We start from the raw sequence: 18,065 nt of genomic DNA on the forward strand, positions 1-18,065 counted from the left end.
ACCCATGACCGAACGCACCGGACGCCGTCGCGTCCTTCTCAAACTCTCCGGTGAGGCCTTCGGCGCTGGACAGCTCGGCGTCAATCCCGATGTCGTCGGCCAGATCGCACGAGAGATCGCGGCGGCCGTCGACCAGGTGGAGATCGCGATCGTCGTCGGCGGTGGGAATTTCTTCCGCGGTGCGGAGCTCAGCCAGCGCGGGATGGACCGGGGACGCGCCGACTACATGGGCATGCTCGGAACGGTCATGAACGCGCTCGCTCTGCAGGACTTCCTCGAGCAGGCCGGAGCCGCCACTCGCGTGCAGTCCGCCATCTCGATGACGCAGGTGGCCGAGCCGTACATTCCGCGCCGCGCGGAGCGGCACATGGAGAAGGGTCGTGTCGTGATCTTCGGCGCCGGCGCAGGACTCCCGTACTTCTCGACCGACACGGTCGCAGCGCAGCGCGCCCTGGAGATCGGGGCCGACGAGGTGCTCGTGGCCAAGAACGGCGTGGACGCCGTCTACACCGCCGACCCCAACAAGGATGCCACCGCGACCCGCATCGAGCAGGTCACCTATCGCGATGCGCTGCAGCGCGGCCTCAAGGTCGTCGACTCGACGGCGTTCAGCCTCTGCATGGACAACAACATGGACATGCGCGTCTTCGGCATGGAGCCCGCGGGAAACGTCACCCGCGCGCTTCTCGGTGAGGCGATCGGCACGCGCGTCTCCGCCTGAGGCGCGCCACGCCGGGTCCGAGCGCATGCCCGGATAGAATTACCGGAACACCACGTTGCTGGAACACCCCGACGATAGGAGTCACCGTGATCGCGGATGTCCTCGCTGAAACCACCTCCCGAATGACGCGTGCGGTCGAAGCCGCCAAAGAGGACTTCGCCACGGTCCGTACCGGACGGGCGAACCCGCAGATGTTCCAGAAGGTGATGGTGGACTATTACGGTTCACCCACACCCCTCGCGCAGCTCGCGTCGATGGCGAACCCTGAGGCACGTTCACTCGTGATCACGCCGTATGACAAGACCGCGCTGAAGGCCATCGAGCAGGCGATCCGCGACATGCCGAACCTGGGCGCGAATCCCACGAACGACGGCAACATCGTGCGCGTGACGATGCCCGAGCTCACCGCCGAGCGCCGCAAGGAGTACGTCAAGCTCGTGCGTACGAAGGGCGAGGACGCGAAGGTGCACCTCCGCGGCATCCGTCGCAAGTCCAAAGACGAGCTCGACGCGCTCAAGAGCGACGTCGGCGAAGACGAGATCTCACGTGGCGAGAAGGAACTCGACGCGATCACGCGCCAGCACGTCGACCTCGTCGACGACGCCCTCAAGCGCAAAGAGACCGAGCTGCTCGAGGTATAACCCAGGATGAGCGCCGCAGCCGGCTCCGCCGACGAGCAACGCCCGCTGACGCGGCGCGAAGCACGTGATGGAGCCACCCCGGAAGTCGACCTCCCCGTCGTGGACGAGGGGTCGATTCCGCCGCGTCCGCCGCTGCCGGCCGGGTCTGCGCATCCTGTCGATCCGACCGCCGCGATGCGGGAGCAACTGCGCCAGGCCAGGGGCGAGTTCGAGACTCATGTGACTCAGGCCAGGGAGCATCTCGATCAGGCGAATGAGCGGATAAAGGCGCGCACCGGCCGCGACCTGATCCTCGCGATCCTGGTCGGGCTCGGATTCGGTGCGATCCTGCTGGCCTCGCTGATCTTCATCAAAGAGCTGTTCGTCCCGATCGCCCTGGCGATCGCGGTGCTCGGGATCTTCGAGCTGGCACGGGCGCTGAGCGCTGCGGGCCGCCGGATCGACCTCGTCCCGCAGATCATCGCCGGCGTCGCGCTGGTGCTCGCCGGCTACTTCGCACCGCCGTGGCTCATCTGGGTCGCTTTGCTGGTCGCCGTCGTGTTCGTCGTCGTGTGGCGTCTTCTTGCGCAGATGATGTCGAAGGACGGCCGTACATACGGTGACGTGCTCACCGATGCCCTCGTCAGTGGCTTCGTCCAGGTGTACGTGCCCTTCCTCACCGGCATCGCTCTGCTCCTGCTCGCCCAGGAGGGCGGGCAGTGGTGGGTGCTCGCGTTCGTCGCGATCGCCGTCGCATCCGACACCGGCGCCTATGCTGCCGGACTTGCCTTCGGCACGCATCCGATGGCGCCGCGCATCAGCCCGAAGAAGACCTGGGAAGGCTTCGCCGGCGCTGTGGTCGCTGCCGTCGCCGCAGGCGTGCTCCTCGCGATCTTCCTGCTCAACCTGCCGTGGTGGGCGGGCGTGATCTTCGGCGTCGCCATTCTGCTCACCGCCACCCTGGGCGATCTCGCCGAGTCGATGATCAAACGTGACATGGGCATCAAGGACATGAGCTCATGGCTCCCCGGCCACGGAGGGCTCCTGGATCGACTGGACAGCATCCTTCCCTCGACCATTCCGGCGCTGAGCCTGTACTTCCTGCTCTCGCCTTGGATGACGCTTCCATGACTTCGGATACGGTGAACGGTGTGACTGAGATCGACGACGACAAGGCGGCGCCCGCCTTCGGACTGGCGAGTGGTCGCGAGCGCGGATACCACCGCGTCGCGGTGGACACGTTCTTGGCTGCGGCCCGTGACAGCTTCGAGGACGACACCGACGATCTGTCCGCCGCCGACGTGCGCGTGGCATCCTTCCCGCTCGTCAAGGGCGGATACGACATCGCTGAGGTCGATGCCGCTCTCGGGCGTGTGGAGGATGCGCTGGCCGCACGGCAGCGTGAGCGCGCCGTGCGCGTCGAGGGTGCGCAGGCATGGGTCGAGCACGCGCGCTCGGATGCGCAGCTCATACTCGACCATCTGGCGCGCAGCCGCCGGCACAAGTTCGCACGCACGGGCTTCCTGTCATTCGGATACCGCGTCGACGAGGTCGATCACGTCGCCGCACGGATCGTACGGTACCTGCGCGATGGTGATGAACTGTCGGTCGAACAGCTGCGATCGGCTGCATTCCGGATGCAGCGCGGCGGCTACCGCGAAGAGCAGGTCGATGCGCTGCTGGATGCCACGATCGACGTGATCCTCGCGGTTCGCTGAACGACCGTCCCGGCATTCGGATGGAGGTCTCAGGCGCGGCTGGTTACACTGAAGCTATTGTGACTTCCGGCACCGAGATCGATCCCGCCATCGCCAGCGATGCGCCGGTGAGAACCGCACCCAAGAAATCACCCGCGCGCACTCCTCGTCGTTGGTCGCGCAGGCGTGGTGTCGTCGGCGGCTTCGCGGCGTTCGGCGTCGTCGCCTTCGCAGCCGCGATCGTGGCGCCCACAGGCATGGCGCTCGCGGATCCTCCGGTGGCAGACGTGCAGACGCCTTTCTCGCTCGCAGTCCAGGACACGCAAGATCTGACGGTCACGGCCGAGGGCGCTACCATCGCGCCGGTCTCCCGCGGCGCCTACGACGTCTATGTGACACCGACTCCCACGCCCACTCCGACGCCGGAACCAGAGGTCGCGTCGACCGATTCGGATTCCTCGGATTCCTCAGGAAGCGCCGGCCCGCTGTACTACACGGGCGGCGGTGCACCGGCGGAGTGGATGGCGGCGGCCGGCATCGCGTCGAGCGACTGGGGCTATGTGGACTACGTCGTCTCCAAGGAGAGCGGTTGGAATCCGAACGCCACGAACTCCTCGTCCGGCGCGTGCGGTCTCGTACAGGCGCTGCCGTGCAGCAAGGTGCCGGGCAACGGCTACGACCCGGTCGACAACCTGCGCTGGGCGAACGGCTACGCGACAGGACGCTACGGCAGTTGGGCCGGGGCTTACGACTTCTGGATCAACAACAACTGGTGGTAATGCTCCGACATGCCACGCTCGCACAGGCGGCGCCAGGAGCGCCCTGACACTGACGACTCCTTCGACCGGCTGCTCTCGGGCTGGAAGCGCGCAGAGACGCGCCAGGGCCGGGAATGGACTGTGCAGCCGGTGTCGGGGCAGCAGGCGCAGAAGGAATACATCTGCCCAGGATGCGGCGGTACGATCGTCGCCGGCACTGCGCACCAGGTCGTCTGGCGTGCCGACGGTGTGCTCGGCGATGCGGCCGACCTCGCCGCGCGGCGGCATTGGCACACACACTGCTGGAGGATGGCGTGAGCCTGGAGATCCGCGGACCGCTGGAGCTGCCGGCACGGCGGGAGGCGATCGAACTGTCCACGGCGGATGAGTTGACGCTGGTGGGCGAATTGGCACTCCCCGAGACCGATGCACCCGTTGCGACGCTTGTGACGCTGCACCCGCTCCCGACCGCCGGTGGGTTCATGGATTCGCACATTCTGCGAAAGGCCGCCGCGCGCCTCCCCGCCCTGGCAGATCTGGCCGTGCTGCGCTTCAACACGCGTGGGACGACGTCGCCGCGTGGCACGAGTCAGGGGAAGTTCGACGGCGGCGAAGCCGAGCAGTTCGATGTGGCCGCGGCGATGGACTTCGTCCATGAGAGGGCTCTGCCTCGTCCGTGGCTGCTGGGCTGGTCGTTCGGCACTGAGCTCGCACTGAAGTACGGGCGTGAGCACGACGTGGAGGGCATCATCCTGCTCTCGCCCCCGTTGCACAGGGCGACTGCGGATGATCTCTCGGCGTGGGCGGGCGATGAGCGCCGGGTGATCGCGGTCATCCCCGAGCTCGACGACTACCTGCGCCCCGAAGAGGCTCGGGAGCGCTTCGCGTCGATTCCCGACATCACGCTGATCGATGTCGAAGGCGGCAAGCACCTGTGGGTCGGAGAGGCCCAGACGCGCCGCGTGCTCACCGAGATCGTCGCCGTGGTGAATCCGGATGCGCTGCCGCTCCCGAACGAATGGCCGGTCATCTCTCGTTCATGCGGGGGATGAGCACCTGACGGTAGATGATCAGGATGCTCGCTGCGACCGGAATCGCGATGAGTGCGCCGAGCAGTCCCAGCAGCGACCCGCCGGCGAGCGCAGCAACGACGACGACGGCCCCGGGAACCGAGACTGCGCGACTCATGATGCGCGGTGAGATCACGTACGCCTCGATCTGCATGTAGATCAGGTAATAGACGCCGGCCGCAATCGCCGTTGCCGGGGAGCCGACACCCGGAATCAGGCACGCGAGCACGATGAGCGTGGAGCCGGTGAGGGTTCCCACGAGCGGGATGAGCGAGAAGAAGAACGCGACCACCGCGAGCACGGCGGCGAACGGGTGGCCGATGATGCTGAGGAAGATCGCGCTGAGCACACCGTTGATCACGCCGAGCGTGACCTGGCCCATGACGTAGTAGCCGACCGAGTCGGTGATCTGCTCGGCCAGGTCGACGAAGCGAGGGCGTCGGGATGCCGGAACCAGCTGATAGACCGAACGCTTCAGAGACGGCGTCGACGCGGTCAGATAGATGGTCAGGATCAGCACGATGAAGGCGCCGAACAGTCCGGTCACGAGGTTGAGGCTCACAGCGATCACGCCGCCGGTGATGTCACCCATGTTCGCGAGCAACCAGTCCTGCGACTCGGTCAGGATGCGATCGATGTCCAGTGCCGGGAACACTGCTCCCAGCCACTCCCGCAGATCGCCCCAGATGTCGTTGCTCGACTGGACGAGCGCGGTGATCTGTTCCACGAGCTGGCTCACCTGGTCGATGATGATCGGCAGGACGATGAGCACGATTCCGGCGAAGATGCCGAGGACACCGAGGATCGTGAGGATGACCGCGAGCCAACGCGGCAACCGACGGCGCTCCAGGAACGAGATGACCGGATCGAGCCCGAGGCTGATGAACAGCGCGGTGCCGACGTAGAGCAGCACGGTGGAGAGCGATTGCACGCTGCCGATGAGCAGGATGCCCAGTCCCACTCCGAGCGTCGCCACAAGGGCCGTGCGGAACGGATTGTGAACCTTCATGGGCCCTCCTCGACAAGACTGATCTCAGGGTAGTCGGCAAGCGGCGGACGCCATCGACGACGTGCCGCTCGGGGAACGTTGCCGCCCCCTCGTAGTCAACACTCAGCCTGTTTCGATAGTCTGAAACGTCGAGCGGAGATCTGGGCGAGGCGCCCGGGTCACGTAAGGAGACTTTTCGTGCGTTTCGTATGGGCCGTCGTGGCCTTCGTCCTGGCCACGCTTCTCATCGGAGCAGGCATCGCTCAGCGAACCATCTTCATGGGTCCATCGGCCCAGCAGACGGAGTTGAGCGTCGAGGAGCCCGCGCCCTTCACGCTCGTGGACGGAGCGGTGCTCCGTGAGAATCCGGGCCAGCAGACGCTGCTGGTCCGCGGAGAGGGCGACATCTTCGTCGCCTATGGTCGCACCGCCGATCTCAAGGCATGGCTCTCCGATGCCGAGTACAACGCGGTCGCACTCGACTCCGACGGCGAGAGCGTCTCCACTCTCATCGAGCCGGAGGTCGCACCGGAGGACGAGAGCGGTGCCGCCGAGGGTGACACCGCCGAGCCGGACGGCCGCAACCCAGTGGGGTCGGATCTCTGGCTCGATTCCTTCAGCGAGGCCGATCAGCTGATCACCGACATGCAGCTGCCGGAGGGCATGAGCGTTCTCATCGCGAAGGACGGAACCCAGGACGCACCCTCGGATGTCGTCGTCTCCTGGCCGCTCGATCGGTCCACGCCCTGGGTCGGACCGCTCATCGCCGCAGGCGGCGCCGTGCTGCTGTTCGGCCTCGTCATGTATGTGCTGGCGATCCGCCATCAGCGCAGGGGACGCGGTCCGCGCCGCAAGGGGCCAGGTCCGATGCCGGCCACCGAACCCATCGACCTCGCCGTCGAGTCGGCACCCGTTCGCGAGTCGCTCGAGGCCACTGGCGACGCCGAACCCGCATCCGACGGCGCACCGGAGGAGAAGAGCGCGCCGAAGAGCGAGCGCCGTGCGCACAGCGTGCGCCGCAGGCTGCTGGTGCTGCCCGCATTCGGAGTGGCCGCGTTGCTGTTCGCCGGCTGCTCCAGCGACTCGTGGCCGCAGTTCGCAGATCCTTCGCCGACGCCGTCGCCGACGCAGACCGTCATCACACCGGAGGATCAGAAGCCACCGGCAGTCACAGAGGCTCAGGCTTCCCGCATCCTCAAGAGCATCGCCGGCACTCTTGAAGAAGCTGACGCGTCGCTCGACATCGACCTCGCCGGCACTCGTCTGGCCGGTGCCGCGCTTGCAGCGAGGAGCACCGACTACACCCTGCGTGCGACGCTCACCGACCGTGCACTGCCCGCCACCATCCCGACCGATGTCATCGAGGTGCTCCTGCCTCAGGCGACGGACGAGTGGCCGCGCACCGTTCTCGCGCTCAGCAAGAGCAAGAGCGACGACACTGTGCCACCGGTCATCCTCACCATGACGCAGGCCGATCCGTGGTCGAACTACCAGGTCGCCAACGTCGCCGAGATGCAGGCTTCTGCCGAGGTGCCGGAGCTCGCCCCCGCATGGCTGGGGACCAGCCTCATCACGGAGAACGCATCCGCGTTCCTCGCACTCGCACCCGAAGAGCTCGCGACGGCCTTCGCGGATGTGGTGGACAGCGGCGAGAAGAGCGAGTTCCGTTCGCTGTTCGATCCGGTGAGCATCACGCTGGCGGACTCCATCTCGGCGAGCCGCGCGGCCGTCACGCAGTCGCTCGTGGACAACGGCGCCGCCGAGACCTCGAGCACAGCGTTCGACATCGTGCCGGCCGACCAGCCCGCCGTGGCCTTGGCGACGCTGGACAGCGGAGCGATCGTGGCCGTGTCGATGGTCGACAGCGAGACCATCGCGCCGACGTCGACGGACGCGGTGATCAAGTTCGGGGAGAACCCCGAAGCGAAGACGCTCACTGGGGTCGAGGAGGCTGCCAAGGGCGTCGTGACCACATATGGACTCCAGCTGTTCTTCTCGGTGCCCGCCCAGGGGTCATCGGAGCAGATCCGCCTCCTCGCCGTGCGTCAAGACATCCTCAACGTGGAAGTGATCCAATGAGCGACATCTCACCAGCCGCCCTTCGTGGCGCCGTCGACCTCTCGAGCCTGCGCAACCGACCGGCGCCTCCCGCCGACGCCTCGCCGGCACCGGCGGGCGCCGAGACTCCAGCCGCGGGCGGATTCATCGTCGATGTCACGGACGCCACGTTCGGCCAGATCATGGAGCTCTCGCGCACCGTGCCGATCGTCGTCGACCTGTGGGCCGAATGGTGCGGGCCCTGCAAGCAGCTCAGCCCGATCCTCGAGAAGGTCGTCACGGAGCTCGGCGGACGTGTCGTGCTCGCCAAAGTCGACGTGGATGCGAATCCGCAGCTCGCGCAGAGCTTCCGCGCGCAGTCCATTCCGATGGTCGTCGCCCTGATCGCCGGGCAGCCGGTACCGATGTTCACCGGCGCGGTTCCCGAGGAGCAGGTGCGTCAGGTGTTCGATCAGCTGCTGCAGGTGGCCGCCCAGAACGGTGTCACCGGATCAGTCGCGGGCGCTGCGGCCGACTCAGGGGAACCGGGTGCCGATGACGCGGAGGAGCCGCAAGAGGCTCCGCTGCCGCCTCTGCACGCGGAGGCGTTCGCGGCGATCGAGGCGGGTGACTTCCCGGCGGCCATCACCGCCTACGAGAAGGCGCTCGCGGAGAACCCGCGCGACGAGGACGCTCGCGCAGGACTCGGCCAGGTGCGGCTGCTCGATCGCGTGCAGGGCCTCGATCTTCAGCAGGCGCGGGCGGCCGCAGCTGCTGCACCGCTCGACGTGCAGGCGCAGTTCGCCGTCGCCGACCTCGATATCTCCGGTGGCCACGTGGACGATGCGTTCGGAAGACTGCTCGATCTCTTCGCGGCCCTGCCGTCCGACGAGCGCGCCCCGGTGCGGGAGCGCCTTGTCGAACTGTTCGGGCTCATCGGCACCGGCGATGCTCGGGTGATCGCGGCGCGCAACCGCCTCTCATCGCTGCTGTTCTAGTCGCTCCGCGCGGTATCGCAGCCAGATCGTCGACAGCGCAGGCAGGGTGATCTTCGTCGTCGGAGTGCCGTGCTCGCCGTCGACATGCGCGGCGACGCGGCCGTAGTTGCCGATCCCGGAGCCGCCGAACTCCACAGCATCCGTGTTGAGGATCTCGTCCCACACGCCCTGCACCGGCAGGTGCAGCGGGAGTCCGGCGCGTTCGACACCGGCGAAGTTGCTGATCACCACGATGCGGCCGCCGTGTTCGTCACGGCGTTCGAAGGCGATCACGTTCGGATCCCACGACGGTGCGCCGAGGCGACGGAAGCGCGTGCTGTCGCCGTCTCGTTCCCACAGCGGAGCGCTGGCGCGGTAGGCGCCGTTCATCTCGGCCACGAAGTGCTGCAGCTGCGCATGCGACGGTTGATCGAGGAGCCACCAATCCAGCTGCCTGGACTCGGACCACTCCGCGAGCTGTCCGAACTCCTGACCCATGAACAGCAGGTTCTTGCCAGGGTGCCCCCACATGTACGCGAGATAGGCACGCACGTTCGCGAGCTTGTGCGCGTGATCGCCAGGCATCTTCGACAGCAGACTGCCCTTGCCGTGCACGACTTCGTCGTGGCTGATCGGGAGCAGGTAGTTCTCGCCGAAGGCGTACACGAACGAGAACGTCATCTCGCCCTCGTGGTGCGCACGATACATCGGGTCGCGCGCGATGTACTGCAGCGAGTCGTTCATCCAGCCCATGTTCCACTTGAACCCGAACCCGAGCCCCGCGTGATCGGTGGGACCGGTGACCCCAGGGAAACTGGTCGACTCCTCCGCGATCATCACGATCCCAGGGTGGGCCCGGTACGCGGTCGCGTTGACCTCCTGAAGGAAGCGGATCGCTTCGAGATTCTCCCGACCGCCGTGGATGTTCGGCTCCCACTCGCCGTCCTGTCGCGAGTAGTCGAGGTAGAGCATCGAGGCGACTGCGTCGACGCGGAGGCCGTCGATGTGGAACTGATCGAACCAGTACAGCGCGTTCGCGACGAGGAAGCCGCGCACTTCAGGGCGGCCGTAGTCGAAGATCAGCGTGCCCCAGTCCTGATGCTCTCCGCGGCGCGGATCCGGGTGCTCGTACACGGACAGGCCGTCGAAACGGGCGAGTGCGAAGTCATCCTTCGGGAAGTGGCCAGGCACCCAGTCGAGGATGACACCGATGCCGGCCTGGTGCAGGCGATCGACGAGATAGCGCAGGTCGTCCGGGGTCCCGAAGCGCGCTGTCGGCGCATAGTATCCGCTCACCTGATAGCCCCAGGAGCCGCCGAACGGATGCTCGGCGAGCGGCATGAACTCGACATGCGTGAACCCGGTCTCCAGCACATGGTCGATGAGCGGGTCGGCGATCTCACGATATCCCAGTCCGTTGCGCCAGGAGCCGAGGTGCACTTCGTAGATCGACATCGGCTGTGCGACGGCATGCGTCGCCGCGCGCCGGGTCATCCAGGCGCCGTCCTGCCACGAGTACGCGGAGAACGGGACGACCGATGCCGTCAGCGGCGGGACCTGCGTGCGGCGCGCCATCGGATCCGCCTTGAGGATCCAGCGACCGTCACGCGTCAGGATCTCGTACTTGTAGAGCGCTCCAGGGCTGAGGTCCGGGATGAACAGCTCCCAGAGCCCGCTCACGCCCATCGAACGCATGCTGTGGCCCTCGCCACTCCAGCCGTTGTGCTCGCCCACCACCCGGACGGCCCGGGCATTGGGGGCCCAGACGGCGAACGACACTCCGATCTCACCGTCGAGCAGATGCACGTTCGCACCCAGAACCTCCCAGAGGCGCTCATGGCGGCCTTCGGCGATCAGGTGCAGGTCGAGGTCGCCGACGGTCGGAAGATGGCGGTAGGGGTCGCCTGCCACCTGCTCGTCCTGGCCTTCGTACACCGTGGCGATCCGATACGGAACGGGTGATCCGTCGTGCTGCCCCTCCCATATGCCGTGCTCGGCATGGACGAGCGTCAGGCGCGTGTCGTCGCTGAAGACGGCATCCACTCTCTCCGCCAGCGGACGTCGCACGCGGATCGTGGTACGGGTGCGGCCGGTCGCGTCCTTCATCGGGTGCGCCCCGAGCACGTCGTGCGGAGCGTGATGCGCACCTGCCGCGACGGCTTCCCAGTCGTGTGATGCGACGACGTCCTCGATGTAGTTCATGACCGCTCCTTCACCTTGAGGATGTGCACCGGCTCGACGAAGGCGTCGAGTCTGACGAAGTTGTGATCGGACCAGGTCCATACCGCGCCGGTGACGAGATCCTCGACCTCGTACTCGGTACCGCCGTCGACGCCCCACGCCGATGTGTCCACGTGCACGGTGGTCTCACGCACCGAGTGGGGATCGACGTTGACGACGACGATGATCGTGTCGGAGGACCCGGTGCCGGTGAACGCGGCGTCGAGATGCTTGGAGTACACCAGGATGCTGTCGTCGTCGCTCCAGTGCACCCTGAGGTTGCGCAGCTGCCGCAGAGCCGGATGGGCTGCACGGATCTCATTCAGTCGCCGGAGGAAAGGAGCGAGCGAATCGCCGGATGCCTCAGCAGCGGCGAAGTCGCGCAGCTTGTACTCGTACTTCTCGTTGTCGATGTTCTCCTCGGACCCCGGACGCGCGACGTTCTCGTACAGTTCGAAACCGGCGTACACACCGTAGGTCGGGGCTGCGGTCGCGGCGATGGCCGCCCGGATGCGGTACGCGGCCCGACCGCCGAACTGCAGATACTCGGTGAGGATATCGGGGGTGTTCACGAACAGGTTCGGGCGGAGGAAGTCCGCCGTCCCGGTGGCGAGCCCGATGAGGAAGTCCTCGAGTTCGCGCTTCGTGTTGCGCCACGTGAAGTACGTGTAGCTCTGCTGGAAGCCTGCCGCAGCCAGGCCCCGTAGCGGGGCCGGCCGGGTGAACGCCTCTGCGAGGAACACGACGTCGGGATGCGCCGCGGTCACGCGAGCGATGAGCCACTCCCAGAACCGGAGCGGCTTGGTGTGCGGGTTGTCCACGCGGAAGATCGACACGCCCTGCGACACCCAGTGCTCGACGATGCGCAGCACCTCGGTCGAGAGTCCGTCGGGGTCGCCATCGAAGTTCAGCGGATAGATGTCCTGATACTTCTTCGGCGGGTTCTCGGCGTAGGCGATGGTCCCGTCGGGAAGGGTCGTGAACCACTCGGGGTGGGAGGTGACCCACGGATGATCGGGGGAGGCCTGCAGCGCCAGGTCGAGAGCGACCTCGAGACCGACCTTCCGCGCCTCGCGCACGAAGAATCGGAAGTCCGCCGGAGTGCCGAGATCCGGATGCACTGCATCGTGTCCGCCCTCTGCTGCCCCGATCGCCCAGGGCGAACCAGGGTCTGCGGGCGCGGCATCCAGGGCGTTGTTCGGTCCCTTGCGGTGCGTTCTGCCGATCGGGTGGATCGGTGGCAGGTAGAGCACGTCGAAGCCCATGGCGGCGACGCCCGGAAGGCGCTTCGCCGCGGTGCGGAACGTGCCGCTCCTGATCGTGCCATCGGCCTTGCGCTTCGCTCCCTCCGAGCGAGGGAAGAACTCGTACCATGCGCCCACGCCCGCGGTGGTCCGCTCGACGACCAGCGTCTGCTCGGCGGAGGCCGAGGTGAGCGATGCGAGCGGCCTGGCGGCGAACAGCGCGGCGAGGCCTGGATCCATGGCGACCGACAGGGCGGTGGCGGCATCCGCCCCGGTGAGCGTCGCAGCGACCGCTCTGAGACGCGCGCGCTCTGCCGCGGGTCTGGCCTTCTCGCCCGCGGCGCGCGTGAACAGCTCCCGGCCGAGGGCGGCCATCACTTCCACGTCGACTTCTGCCGCGATCTTCACCGCAGCGGCGTGGGCCCAGGTGGCGTGATCGTCCGCGAAAGCCTCGAACCGATACCGCCACAGTCCCTGCACATCGAGGGCGATCTCGGTGCGCCAGGAGTCGGTGCCGTCGTGAAGTGCCGCCAGGCGGTGCAGACTCTCCTCGCCGTTCGGCGCCGTCAGACGCACATGCACGCCGATCCGATCGTGGCCCTCGCGGAACGCGACGACCCGGAAAGGCACCACTTCGCCGACGAAGGCCTTGGCAGGGAACCCACCCGGCGCGGCCGGGGTCGCATCCGCGAGCGGGATGCGCCCGGTGAGCGTCTGCGTGAGGTGCGCCGGAGTATCCTTCACCCCGGTGCGTACCGTGACCTCTCGTTCATCCGCGGCACGGGGCCGCAGGGGGATCTGTGCGGGGCTTCGAAGCGCCGCGGGACGATTGCCAGAACGTGCAGCCACACCCTGAATGTACCCCGCCGCGACGAGACTCGACACCCGCCACCGTGCCGTGTCCGGGCAGCGTCACTCGACGCGGAAGAGACGCATCGATGTTCCCGGCGTCGTGAGCACATCGCCAGGCGCGAACGTCTCCGATTCGCCTCCGGGATGTTCGTCCGAGCTCGACCACAGCGACACGAATCGGCTCGCATCCTCCAGCGTGGGCAGCGTGATCTCGACGGGGGATTCGATGCCGTGCACGACGAGCAGAATGCGATTGGCCGGCTCGTCCACCGGCGTGGAAGCGGCGACGTACTGCAGTGTGCGGTTGCCCGGATCGGTCCACTGCTCCTGCTCCATCGTCTCGCCGTTCTGGTCGTACCAGTCCATGACCGAGGCATTGGGCGTGTGCTCGCCGAGACGCGCATAGCGGCTCGGCCGGAGCGAGGGGTTCTCACGGCGGAGTCTGGTGAGCGCCGAGACATGGGCGCGGAGGTCCTTCTGCCAATCCTCGTCGTCCCAGCTCAGCCAGGTGAGGTCGGAGTCCTGGGCATAGGCGTTGTTGTTGCCGCTCTGCGTGCGTCCGCTCTCATCTCCGGCCGTCAGCATCGGGATGCCGGCCGACAGCAGCAGTGTGCCGAGAAGGTTGCGCATGGCCTTGCGCCGTGCGGCCTCGACCAGGGGGTCGGTCGTGGGGCCCTCGACGCCGTGGTTGAACGAGCGGTTCGTGTCGGCGCCGTCGCGGTTGTCCTCGCCGTTGGCCTCATTGTGCTTGACGTCGTAGGTGACCAGATCACGCAAGGTGAAGCCGTCGTGCGCGGTGATGAAGTTCACGCTCGCGAGAGGTCCTCGATCTTCGCTGAAGGTGTTCGATGATCCGGCCAGTCGGGTCGCGAAGCCGCCGATGCCCACAGGTGCGGATGCGCGGCGCGCGTAGTCGATGTCACTGAGCCAGAAATTGCGCACGCGGTCGCGATAGCGGTCGTTCCACTCCAGCCACCCGTCGGTGAAGTTCCCGGTCTGCCAGCCGCCGAGACCGACATCCCACGGCTCGGCGATGAGCTTGACGTCCTGCAGGGCCGGATCGTCGCGGATGGCGAGGAGAAGCGGATGCTCCGGTGTGTACTCGTGGTTCTCGTCGCGGCCGAGAGCAGCCGCGAGATCGAATCGGAAGCCGTCGATCTGCATCTCCTGCGCCCAGTACCGCAGAGAATCCAGCACGAGCCGTGCTGCGGCATCCTTCGAGGTGTCGAGCGTGTTGCCGCATCCGGTGGTGTCGATGTAGACGCCGTCGGGCTGCTGACGGTAATAGTTGGCATTGTCGATGCCGCGCAGACTCGAACGGGGCCCGCCGATGCCCTCTTCCGAGGTGTGGTTGTAGACGACATCGAGAATGACCTCAAGACCCGCCTCGTGCAACAGCTTGACCATGCCCTTGAACTCGGCGAGCACGGCCTCCGGACCCTCTTTGCGAGCGTCGTCCGTGGCGTAGGCGTTGTGCGGTGTGAAGAAGTTGAGGGTGTTGTAACCCCAGTAGTTCGTGAGCCCGCGCTCGAGGAGACGCGGCTCCGGGACGAAGGCGTGCACAGGGAGGAGCTCGATCGAGGTGATGCCCAGCGAATGGAAGTACTCGATCATCGCCGGGTGGGCGAGACCCGCATAGGTGCCGTGAAGCGCCGGCGGTACGTCCGGCTGACGCTTGGTCACTCCCTTCAGGTGCGCCTCGTAGATCACCGTGCGATCGAGCGGGATGCGGGGCTTGCGCGATTCAGCCCAGTCGAAGCCGTCGACGATGACGACCGAGCGCCATTCCTCGTATCCGTCGCCCTGGGCAAGGCCCTTGGCGTACGGGTCGAGAAGCAGCGTCTCGGGATTGAATGTGTTGCCGGGGCCGTGCGGACCGCCGACGCGGACGGCGTACCTGGTCCCGGGCTGCAGCAGGTCGGTGGTGACCTCCCAGACGTCGCCCGTGCCACGCTCGAGGTCGACCTCATCGGTGACCCAGTCGAGGTCGGTCTCGTCGAAGATCACGAGTTCTATCGACGAGGCGTTCTGCGACCAGACGCGCAGGGTCGCGACGCCGTCGTGCAGACGCACGCCGAGGTCGTCGAGGGCAGCGCCGCCGGGCGCAGTGAAGTCTTGGGACTCGGGCATGAGTACACATTAGGCGGGATGTGTTGCAGTCTCATGACAGCGCGTACTCAGTTCCATGTGCCGTGTCGCGAGAAATGGGGGAGAGTTGAGGGATGAGGTTCTATCTCGATCACGCTGCGACCACGCCGCTGCGCCCTGAGGCGCGCGATGCCTGGCTGGATGCCACGGAAGTCGTCGGCAACGCGTCATCGACCCACGGCGCGGGTCAGGATGCCCGCAGGCTGCTCGAAGAGTCGCGCGAGCGGATCGCCGCGGTGCTGGGGTGCGACCCCATTGAGGTCGTATTGACCTCTGGCGGCACCGAGTCGATCAATACGGCCCTGCGCGGGGTCTGGGATGCGCGGGAGGCGGATGCCGAGATCATCGTGCTGCCGGACGGCGAGCACCACGCGAGCATGGACACGGCCGGTGCTCTTGCGGCCGAAGGCGCCGTGTTGCGTCGGGTACCGCTGACCGCGGCCGGGCGCATCGAGGCGGATGCGTTCGCACGCGCCTTGGCCGGCGCAGCATACGAGCGGGCTGCACTGGCCACGGCGCTCGTCGCGAACAACGAAGTGGGCACGATCAACGATGCCGCCGCTCTCGCGGGCGCGGCGGCGGCGGCTCGTGTGCCGTTGCACTTGGACGCAGTAGGCGCCTTCGGACATGTGGCGCTGTCGTTCCGGGACCTTCGAGCGGATGCCGGCGCGGGAGTGGGCCTGGTCGCGATGAGCGTCGCGGGGCACAAGATCGGCGCACCGGTGGGCGTCGGTGTGCTCGTGGTCGCTCGTACGGCCAAGCTCACCGGTCTGCTGCACGGAGGTGCGCAGCAACGAGGGCTCCGCGCCGGAACGCAGGACGTCGCAGGTGCTGCTGCCTTCGCGGTCGCACTGGAGCTCGCCGAGGCGGAGCGCGAAACCGAGGGAGCGCGGCTCACGGCGCTGCGTGATCGTCTGATCGACGGCATCCGCACCGCTGTGCCGTCGGCAGAACTTCTCGGCGATCCGGTCGACCGTCTCCCGAACAACGTGCACATGCTTTTTCCGGGGGCAGTGGGAGAGAGCCTGCTCTTCCTGCTCGATGTCGCAGGGGTCGCGGCATCCACCGGCTCCGCCTGCCAGGCCGGCGTCGCCGAGCCGTCACACGTCGTGATGGCGATGGGCCGCGGTGAGCGGGATGCGCGCAGCGTTCTGCGCTTCACGCTCGGGCGCACCTCGACCGACGCCGAGGTCGACGCGGTGCTCGGGGCGATCGCCGATGCGTATGCGCGAGCATCCGGAAAACTGAGCGCTCACTGAGCCTGCCGAAGCATCACGCTCGTAGACTGGACCAATGCGAATTCTTGCGGCCATGAGCGGTGGCGTGGACTCAGCCGTTGCGGCGGCACGCGCCGTCGAGGCAGGACACGACGTCACCGGGGTGCACCTCGCGCTCTCCAGGGCCGGCGGCACGCTGCGCACCGGCAGCAGAGGGTGCTGCACGATCGAGGACGCCATGGATGCGCGCAGGGCGTCTGACAAGCTCGGCATCCCGTTCTATGTCTGGGACTTCTCCGAGCGCTTCCGCGACGACGTGATCGATGACTTCATCTCCGAGTACCGGGCCGGCCGCACGCCGAACCCGTGCATGCGATGCAACGAGAAGATCAAGTTCGCCGCCCTCCTCGAGCGCGCGATCGAACTCGGCTTCGATGCCGTGTGCACCGGGCACTACGCGACCCTCGTCGAGGGCGAGGGGGGGCTCGAGCTGCATCGGGCATCGGACAACGCGAAGGACCAGTCGTACGTGCTGGGCGTGCTCAACGCCGAGCAGCTCGCGCACACCTATTTCCCGCTCGGCTCGACGCCGTCGAAGGCGCTCGTGCGTGCCGAGGCGGCCGAGCGCGGCCTCAGCGTCGCGCAGAAGCCCGACAGCCACGACATCTGCTTCATCCCCGACGGAGACACGCGCGGATGGTTGGCCGAGAAGGTCGGTGCGGAGCAGGGCGAGATCCTGGACCGTTCCGGCACCGTGATCGGTTCGCACGAGGGCGCGCACGCGTTCACTGTCGGACAGCGCAAGGGACTGAAGCTCGGAATCCCTGCAGCCGACGGCAAACCGCGGTTCGTGCTCGAGGTGCGGCCGGTGTCGAACACCGTGGTGGTCGGTCCCAAGGAAGCGCTGGCGATCGGTGAGATCTCAGGAGAGCGGTACTCGTGGGCGGGCGCTGTGCCGACGACATCGGAGTTCGAGTGCCACGTGCAGATCCGCGCGCACTCCGAACCGGTGCCCGCTGCTGCTCACGTGACGGTCGACGGGGTTCGCGTCGTGCCGGAGGTGCCACTCGACGGCGTCGCCCCTGGGCAGACGGCAGTGCTCTACATCGGCACCCGCGTGCTCGGGCAGTTCACGATCGACAAGACGGTCTCGGCGGTTCCGGTCGACGCGTGAGCCGCTCTCGGGTGGTTGAGCGAGCGCAGCTCTCGGGTGGTTGAGCGAGCGCAGCTCTCGGGTGGTTGAGCGAGCGCAGCTCTCGGGTGGTTGAGCGCGCGTAGCTCTCGGGTGGTTGAGCGAGCGCAGCTCTCGGGTGGTTGAGCGAGCGTAGCTCTCGGGTGGTTGAGCGCGCGTAGCTCTCGGGTGGTTGAGCGAGCGCAGCGAGACGAAACGGGTTGAGCGAGCCGCAGGCGAGCCGAAACCGCGTCCGGCGCCGTTCGGCTACGCGCCAACGCAGGTCTTGCTGGGCGTCGGATTGATCCTTCAGCTGGAAAGGGCAGAACTCGCGCGGAATCCGAA

The 18,065-nt window shown here is 67.1% G+C and carries 15 protein-coding genes; 11 read left to right on the forward strand and 4 right to left on the reverse strand.

Annotated elements, in window-relative coordinates:
• Positions 1–4: 4 nt before the first annotated feature.
• From pyrH to J1M43_RS07870, 7 genes are all read left to right on the forward strand, one after another.
• Positions 5–721 carry a UMP kinase gene (gene pyrH, locus J1M43_RS07840; RefSeq protein ID WP_033107227.1) on the forward strand — a complete coding sequence of 239 codons (717 nt, stop codon included), beginning with the start codon at positions 5–7 and terminating at the stop codon, positions 719–721.
• 86 nt (positions 722–807) lie between these two features.
• Positions 808–1,362, forward strand: a complete 555-nt coding sequence (gene frr / locus J1M43_RS07845; RefSeq protein WP_033107226.1) for a ribosome recycling factor — start codon at positions 808–810, stop codon at positions 1,360–1,362.
• Between the two features lie 6 nt (positions 1,363–1,368).
• The gene (locus tag J1M43_RS07850) at positions 1,369–2,472 is read left to right on the forward strand and encodes a phosphatidate cytidylyltransferase (RefSeq protein ID WP_052167056.1); all 1,104 of its coding nucleotides are present in this window, start codon (positions 1,369–1,371) and stop codon (positions 2,470–2,472) included.
• A gap of 20 nt (positions 2,473–2,492) precedes the next feature.
• Positions 2,493–3,059: a DivIVA domain-containing protein gene (locus tag J1M43_RS07855; protein WP_372460287.1), complete on the forward strand. Its 567-nt coding sequence runs from the start codon at positions 2,493–2,495 to the stop codon at positions 3,057–3,059.
• Positions 3,060–3,118: 59 nt separating this feature from the next.
• The gene (locus J1M43_RS07860; protein ID WP_235272448.1) at positions 3,119–3,817 is read left to right on the forward strand and encodes a transglycosylase SLT domain-containing protein; all 699 of its coding nucleotides are present in this window, start codon (positions 3,119–3,121) and stop codon (positions 3,815–3,817) included.
• 9 nt (positions 3,818–3,826) lie between these two features.
• Positions 3,827–4,114: a hypothetical protein gene (locus J1M43_RS07865; protein ID WP_033107224.1), complete on the forward strand. Its 288-nt coding sequence runs from the start codon at positions 3,827–3,829 to the stop codon at positions 4,112–4,114.
• A 2-nt stretch (positions 4,115–4,116) separates the two neighbouring features.
• Positions 4,117–4,848, forward strand: coding sequence for an alpha/beta hydrolase (locus J1M43_RS07870; RefSeq protein ID WP_052167086.1), 732 nt, complete (start codon positions 4,117–4,119; stop codon positions 4,846–4,848).
• Here the strand turns inward: J1M43_RS07870 and J1M43_RS07875 are convergent.
• Positions 4,823–5,875: an AI-2E family transporter gene (locus tag J1M43_RS07875; protein WP_033107222.1), complete on the reverse strand. Its 1,053-nt coding sequence runs from the start codon at positions 5,873–5,875 to the stop codon at positions 4,823–4,825. The genes J1M43_RS07870 and J1M43_RS07875 overlap by 26 nt on opposite strands.
• A gap of 177 nt (positions 5,876–6,052) precedes the next feature.
• On the opposite strand from J1M43_RS07875, the gene J1M43_RS07880 reads away from it, so the two are divergent.
• Both J1M43_RS07880 and J1M43_RS07885 read left to right on the forward strand, forming a co-directional pair.
• Positions 6,053–7,933, forward strand: coding sequence for a glycosyl transferase (locus J1M43_RS07880; RefSeq protein ID WP_206476429.1), 1,881 nt, complete (start codon positions 6,053–6,055; stop codon positions 7,931–7,933).
• A complete protein-coding gene (locus tag J1M43_RS07885) occupies positions 7,930–8,889 on the forward strand; it encodes a tetratricopeptide repeat protein (RefSeq protein WP_033107221.1) in 960 nt (319 codons plus the stop codon). Before J1M43_RS07880 ends, J1M43_RS07885 begins: the two co-directional genes overlap by 4 nt.
• On the opposite strand, the gene glgB is transcribed toward J1M43_RS07885, so the two are convergent.
• From glgB to glgX, 3 genes are all read right to left on the reverse strand, one after another.
• Entirely contained in the window at positions 8,872–11,070 is a 2,199-nt protein-coding gene (glgB, locus tag J1M43_RS07890; protein WP_206476430.1) for a 1,4-alpha-glucan branching protein GlgB, read from the reverse strand. The genes J1M43_RS07885 and glgB overlap by 18 nt on opposite strands.
• A complete protein-coding gene (locus tag J1M43_RS07895) occupies positions 11,067–13,031 on the reverse strand; it encodes a maltotransferase domain-containing protein (RefSeq protein ID WP_234001259.1) in 1,965 nt (654 codons plus the stop codon). Before J1M43_RS07895 ends, glgB begins: the two co-directional genes overlap by 4 nt.
• A 213-nt stretch (positions 13,032–13,244) precedes the next feature.
• Positions 13,245–15,314 (reverse strand): glycogen debranching protein GlgX, encoded by a 2,070-nt coding sequence (gene glgX, locus J1M43_RS07900; protein WP_206476432.1) that lies wholly within the window; start codon positions 15,312–15,314, stop codon positions 13,245–13,247.
• Positions 15,315–15,406: 92 nt separating this feature from the next.
• On the opposite strand from glgX, the gene J1M43_RS07905 reads away from it, so the two are divergent.
• Both J1M43_RS07905 and mnmA read left to right on the forward strand, forming a co-directional pair.
• A complete protein-coding gene (locus tag J1M43_RS07905) occupies positions 15,407–16,591 on the forward strand; it encodes a cysteine desulfurase family protein (RefSeq protein ID WP_206476433.1) in 1,185 nt (394 codons plus the stop codon).
• A gap of 34 nt (positions 16,592–16,625) precedes the next feature.
• On the forward strand, positions 16,626–17,723 hold the full coding sequence (gene mnmA / locus J1M43_RS07910) for a tRNA 2-thiouridine(34) synthase MnmA (RefSeq protein WP_084595868.1): 1,098 nt from the start codon (positions 16,626–16,628) through the stop codon (positions 17,721–17,723).
• Positions 17,724–18,065 lie beyond the last annotated feature (342 nt).

It is taken from the genome of Microbacterium sp. KRD172 (assembly GCF_017168295.1).
In the GTDB taxonomy this organism is placed as follows: domain Bacteria; phylum Actinomycetota; class Actinomycetes; order Actinomycetales; family Microbacteriaceae; genus Microbacterium; species Microbacterium profundi.

What these genes read in the sequence shown, in the direction of transcription:
- J1M43_RS07875 (WP_033107222.1), bottom strand. Translation starts at nt 5,875, where the DNA reads ATGAAGGTTCACAATCCGTTCCGCACGGCCCTTGTGGCGACGCTCGGA.
- J1M43_RS07850 (WP_052167056.1), top strand. Translation starts at nt 1,369, where the DNA reads ATGAGCGCCGCAGCCGGCTCCGCCGACGAGCAACGCCCGCTGACGCGG.
- J1M43_RS07885 (WP_033107221.1), top strand. Translation starts at nt 7,930, where the DNA reads ATGAGCGACATCTCACCAGCCGCCCTTCGTGGCGCCGTCGACCTCTCG.
- J1M43_RS07905 (WP_206476433.1), top strand. Translation starts at nt 15,407, where the DNA reads ATGAGGTTCTATCTCGATCACGCTGCGACCACGCCGCTGCGCCCTGAG.
- glgX (WP_206476432.1), bottom strand. Translation starts at nt 15,314, where the DNA reads ATGCCCGAGTCCCAAGACTTCACTGCGCCCGGCGGCGCTGCCCTCGAC.
- J1M43_RS07865 (WP_033107224.1), top strand. Translation starts at nt 3,827, where the DNA reads ATGCCACGCTCGCACAGGCGGCGCCAGGAGCGCCCTGACACTGACGAC.
- mnmA (WP_084595868.1), top strand. Translation starts at nt 16,626, where the DNA reads ATGCGAATTCTTGCGGCCATGAGCGGTGGCGTGGACTCAGCCGTTGCG.
- glgB (WP_206476430.1), bottom strand. Translation starts at nt 11,070, where the DNA reads ATGAACTACATCGAGGACGTCGTCGCATCACACGACTGGGAAGCCGTC.
- pyrH (WP_033107227.1), top strand. Translation starts at nt 5, where the DNA reads ATGACCGAACGCACCGGACGCCGTCGCGTCCTTCTCAAACTCTCCGGT.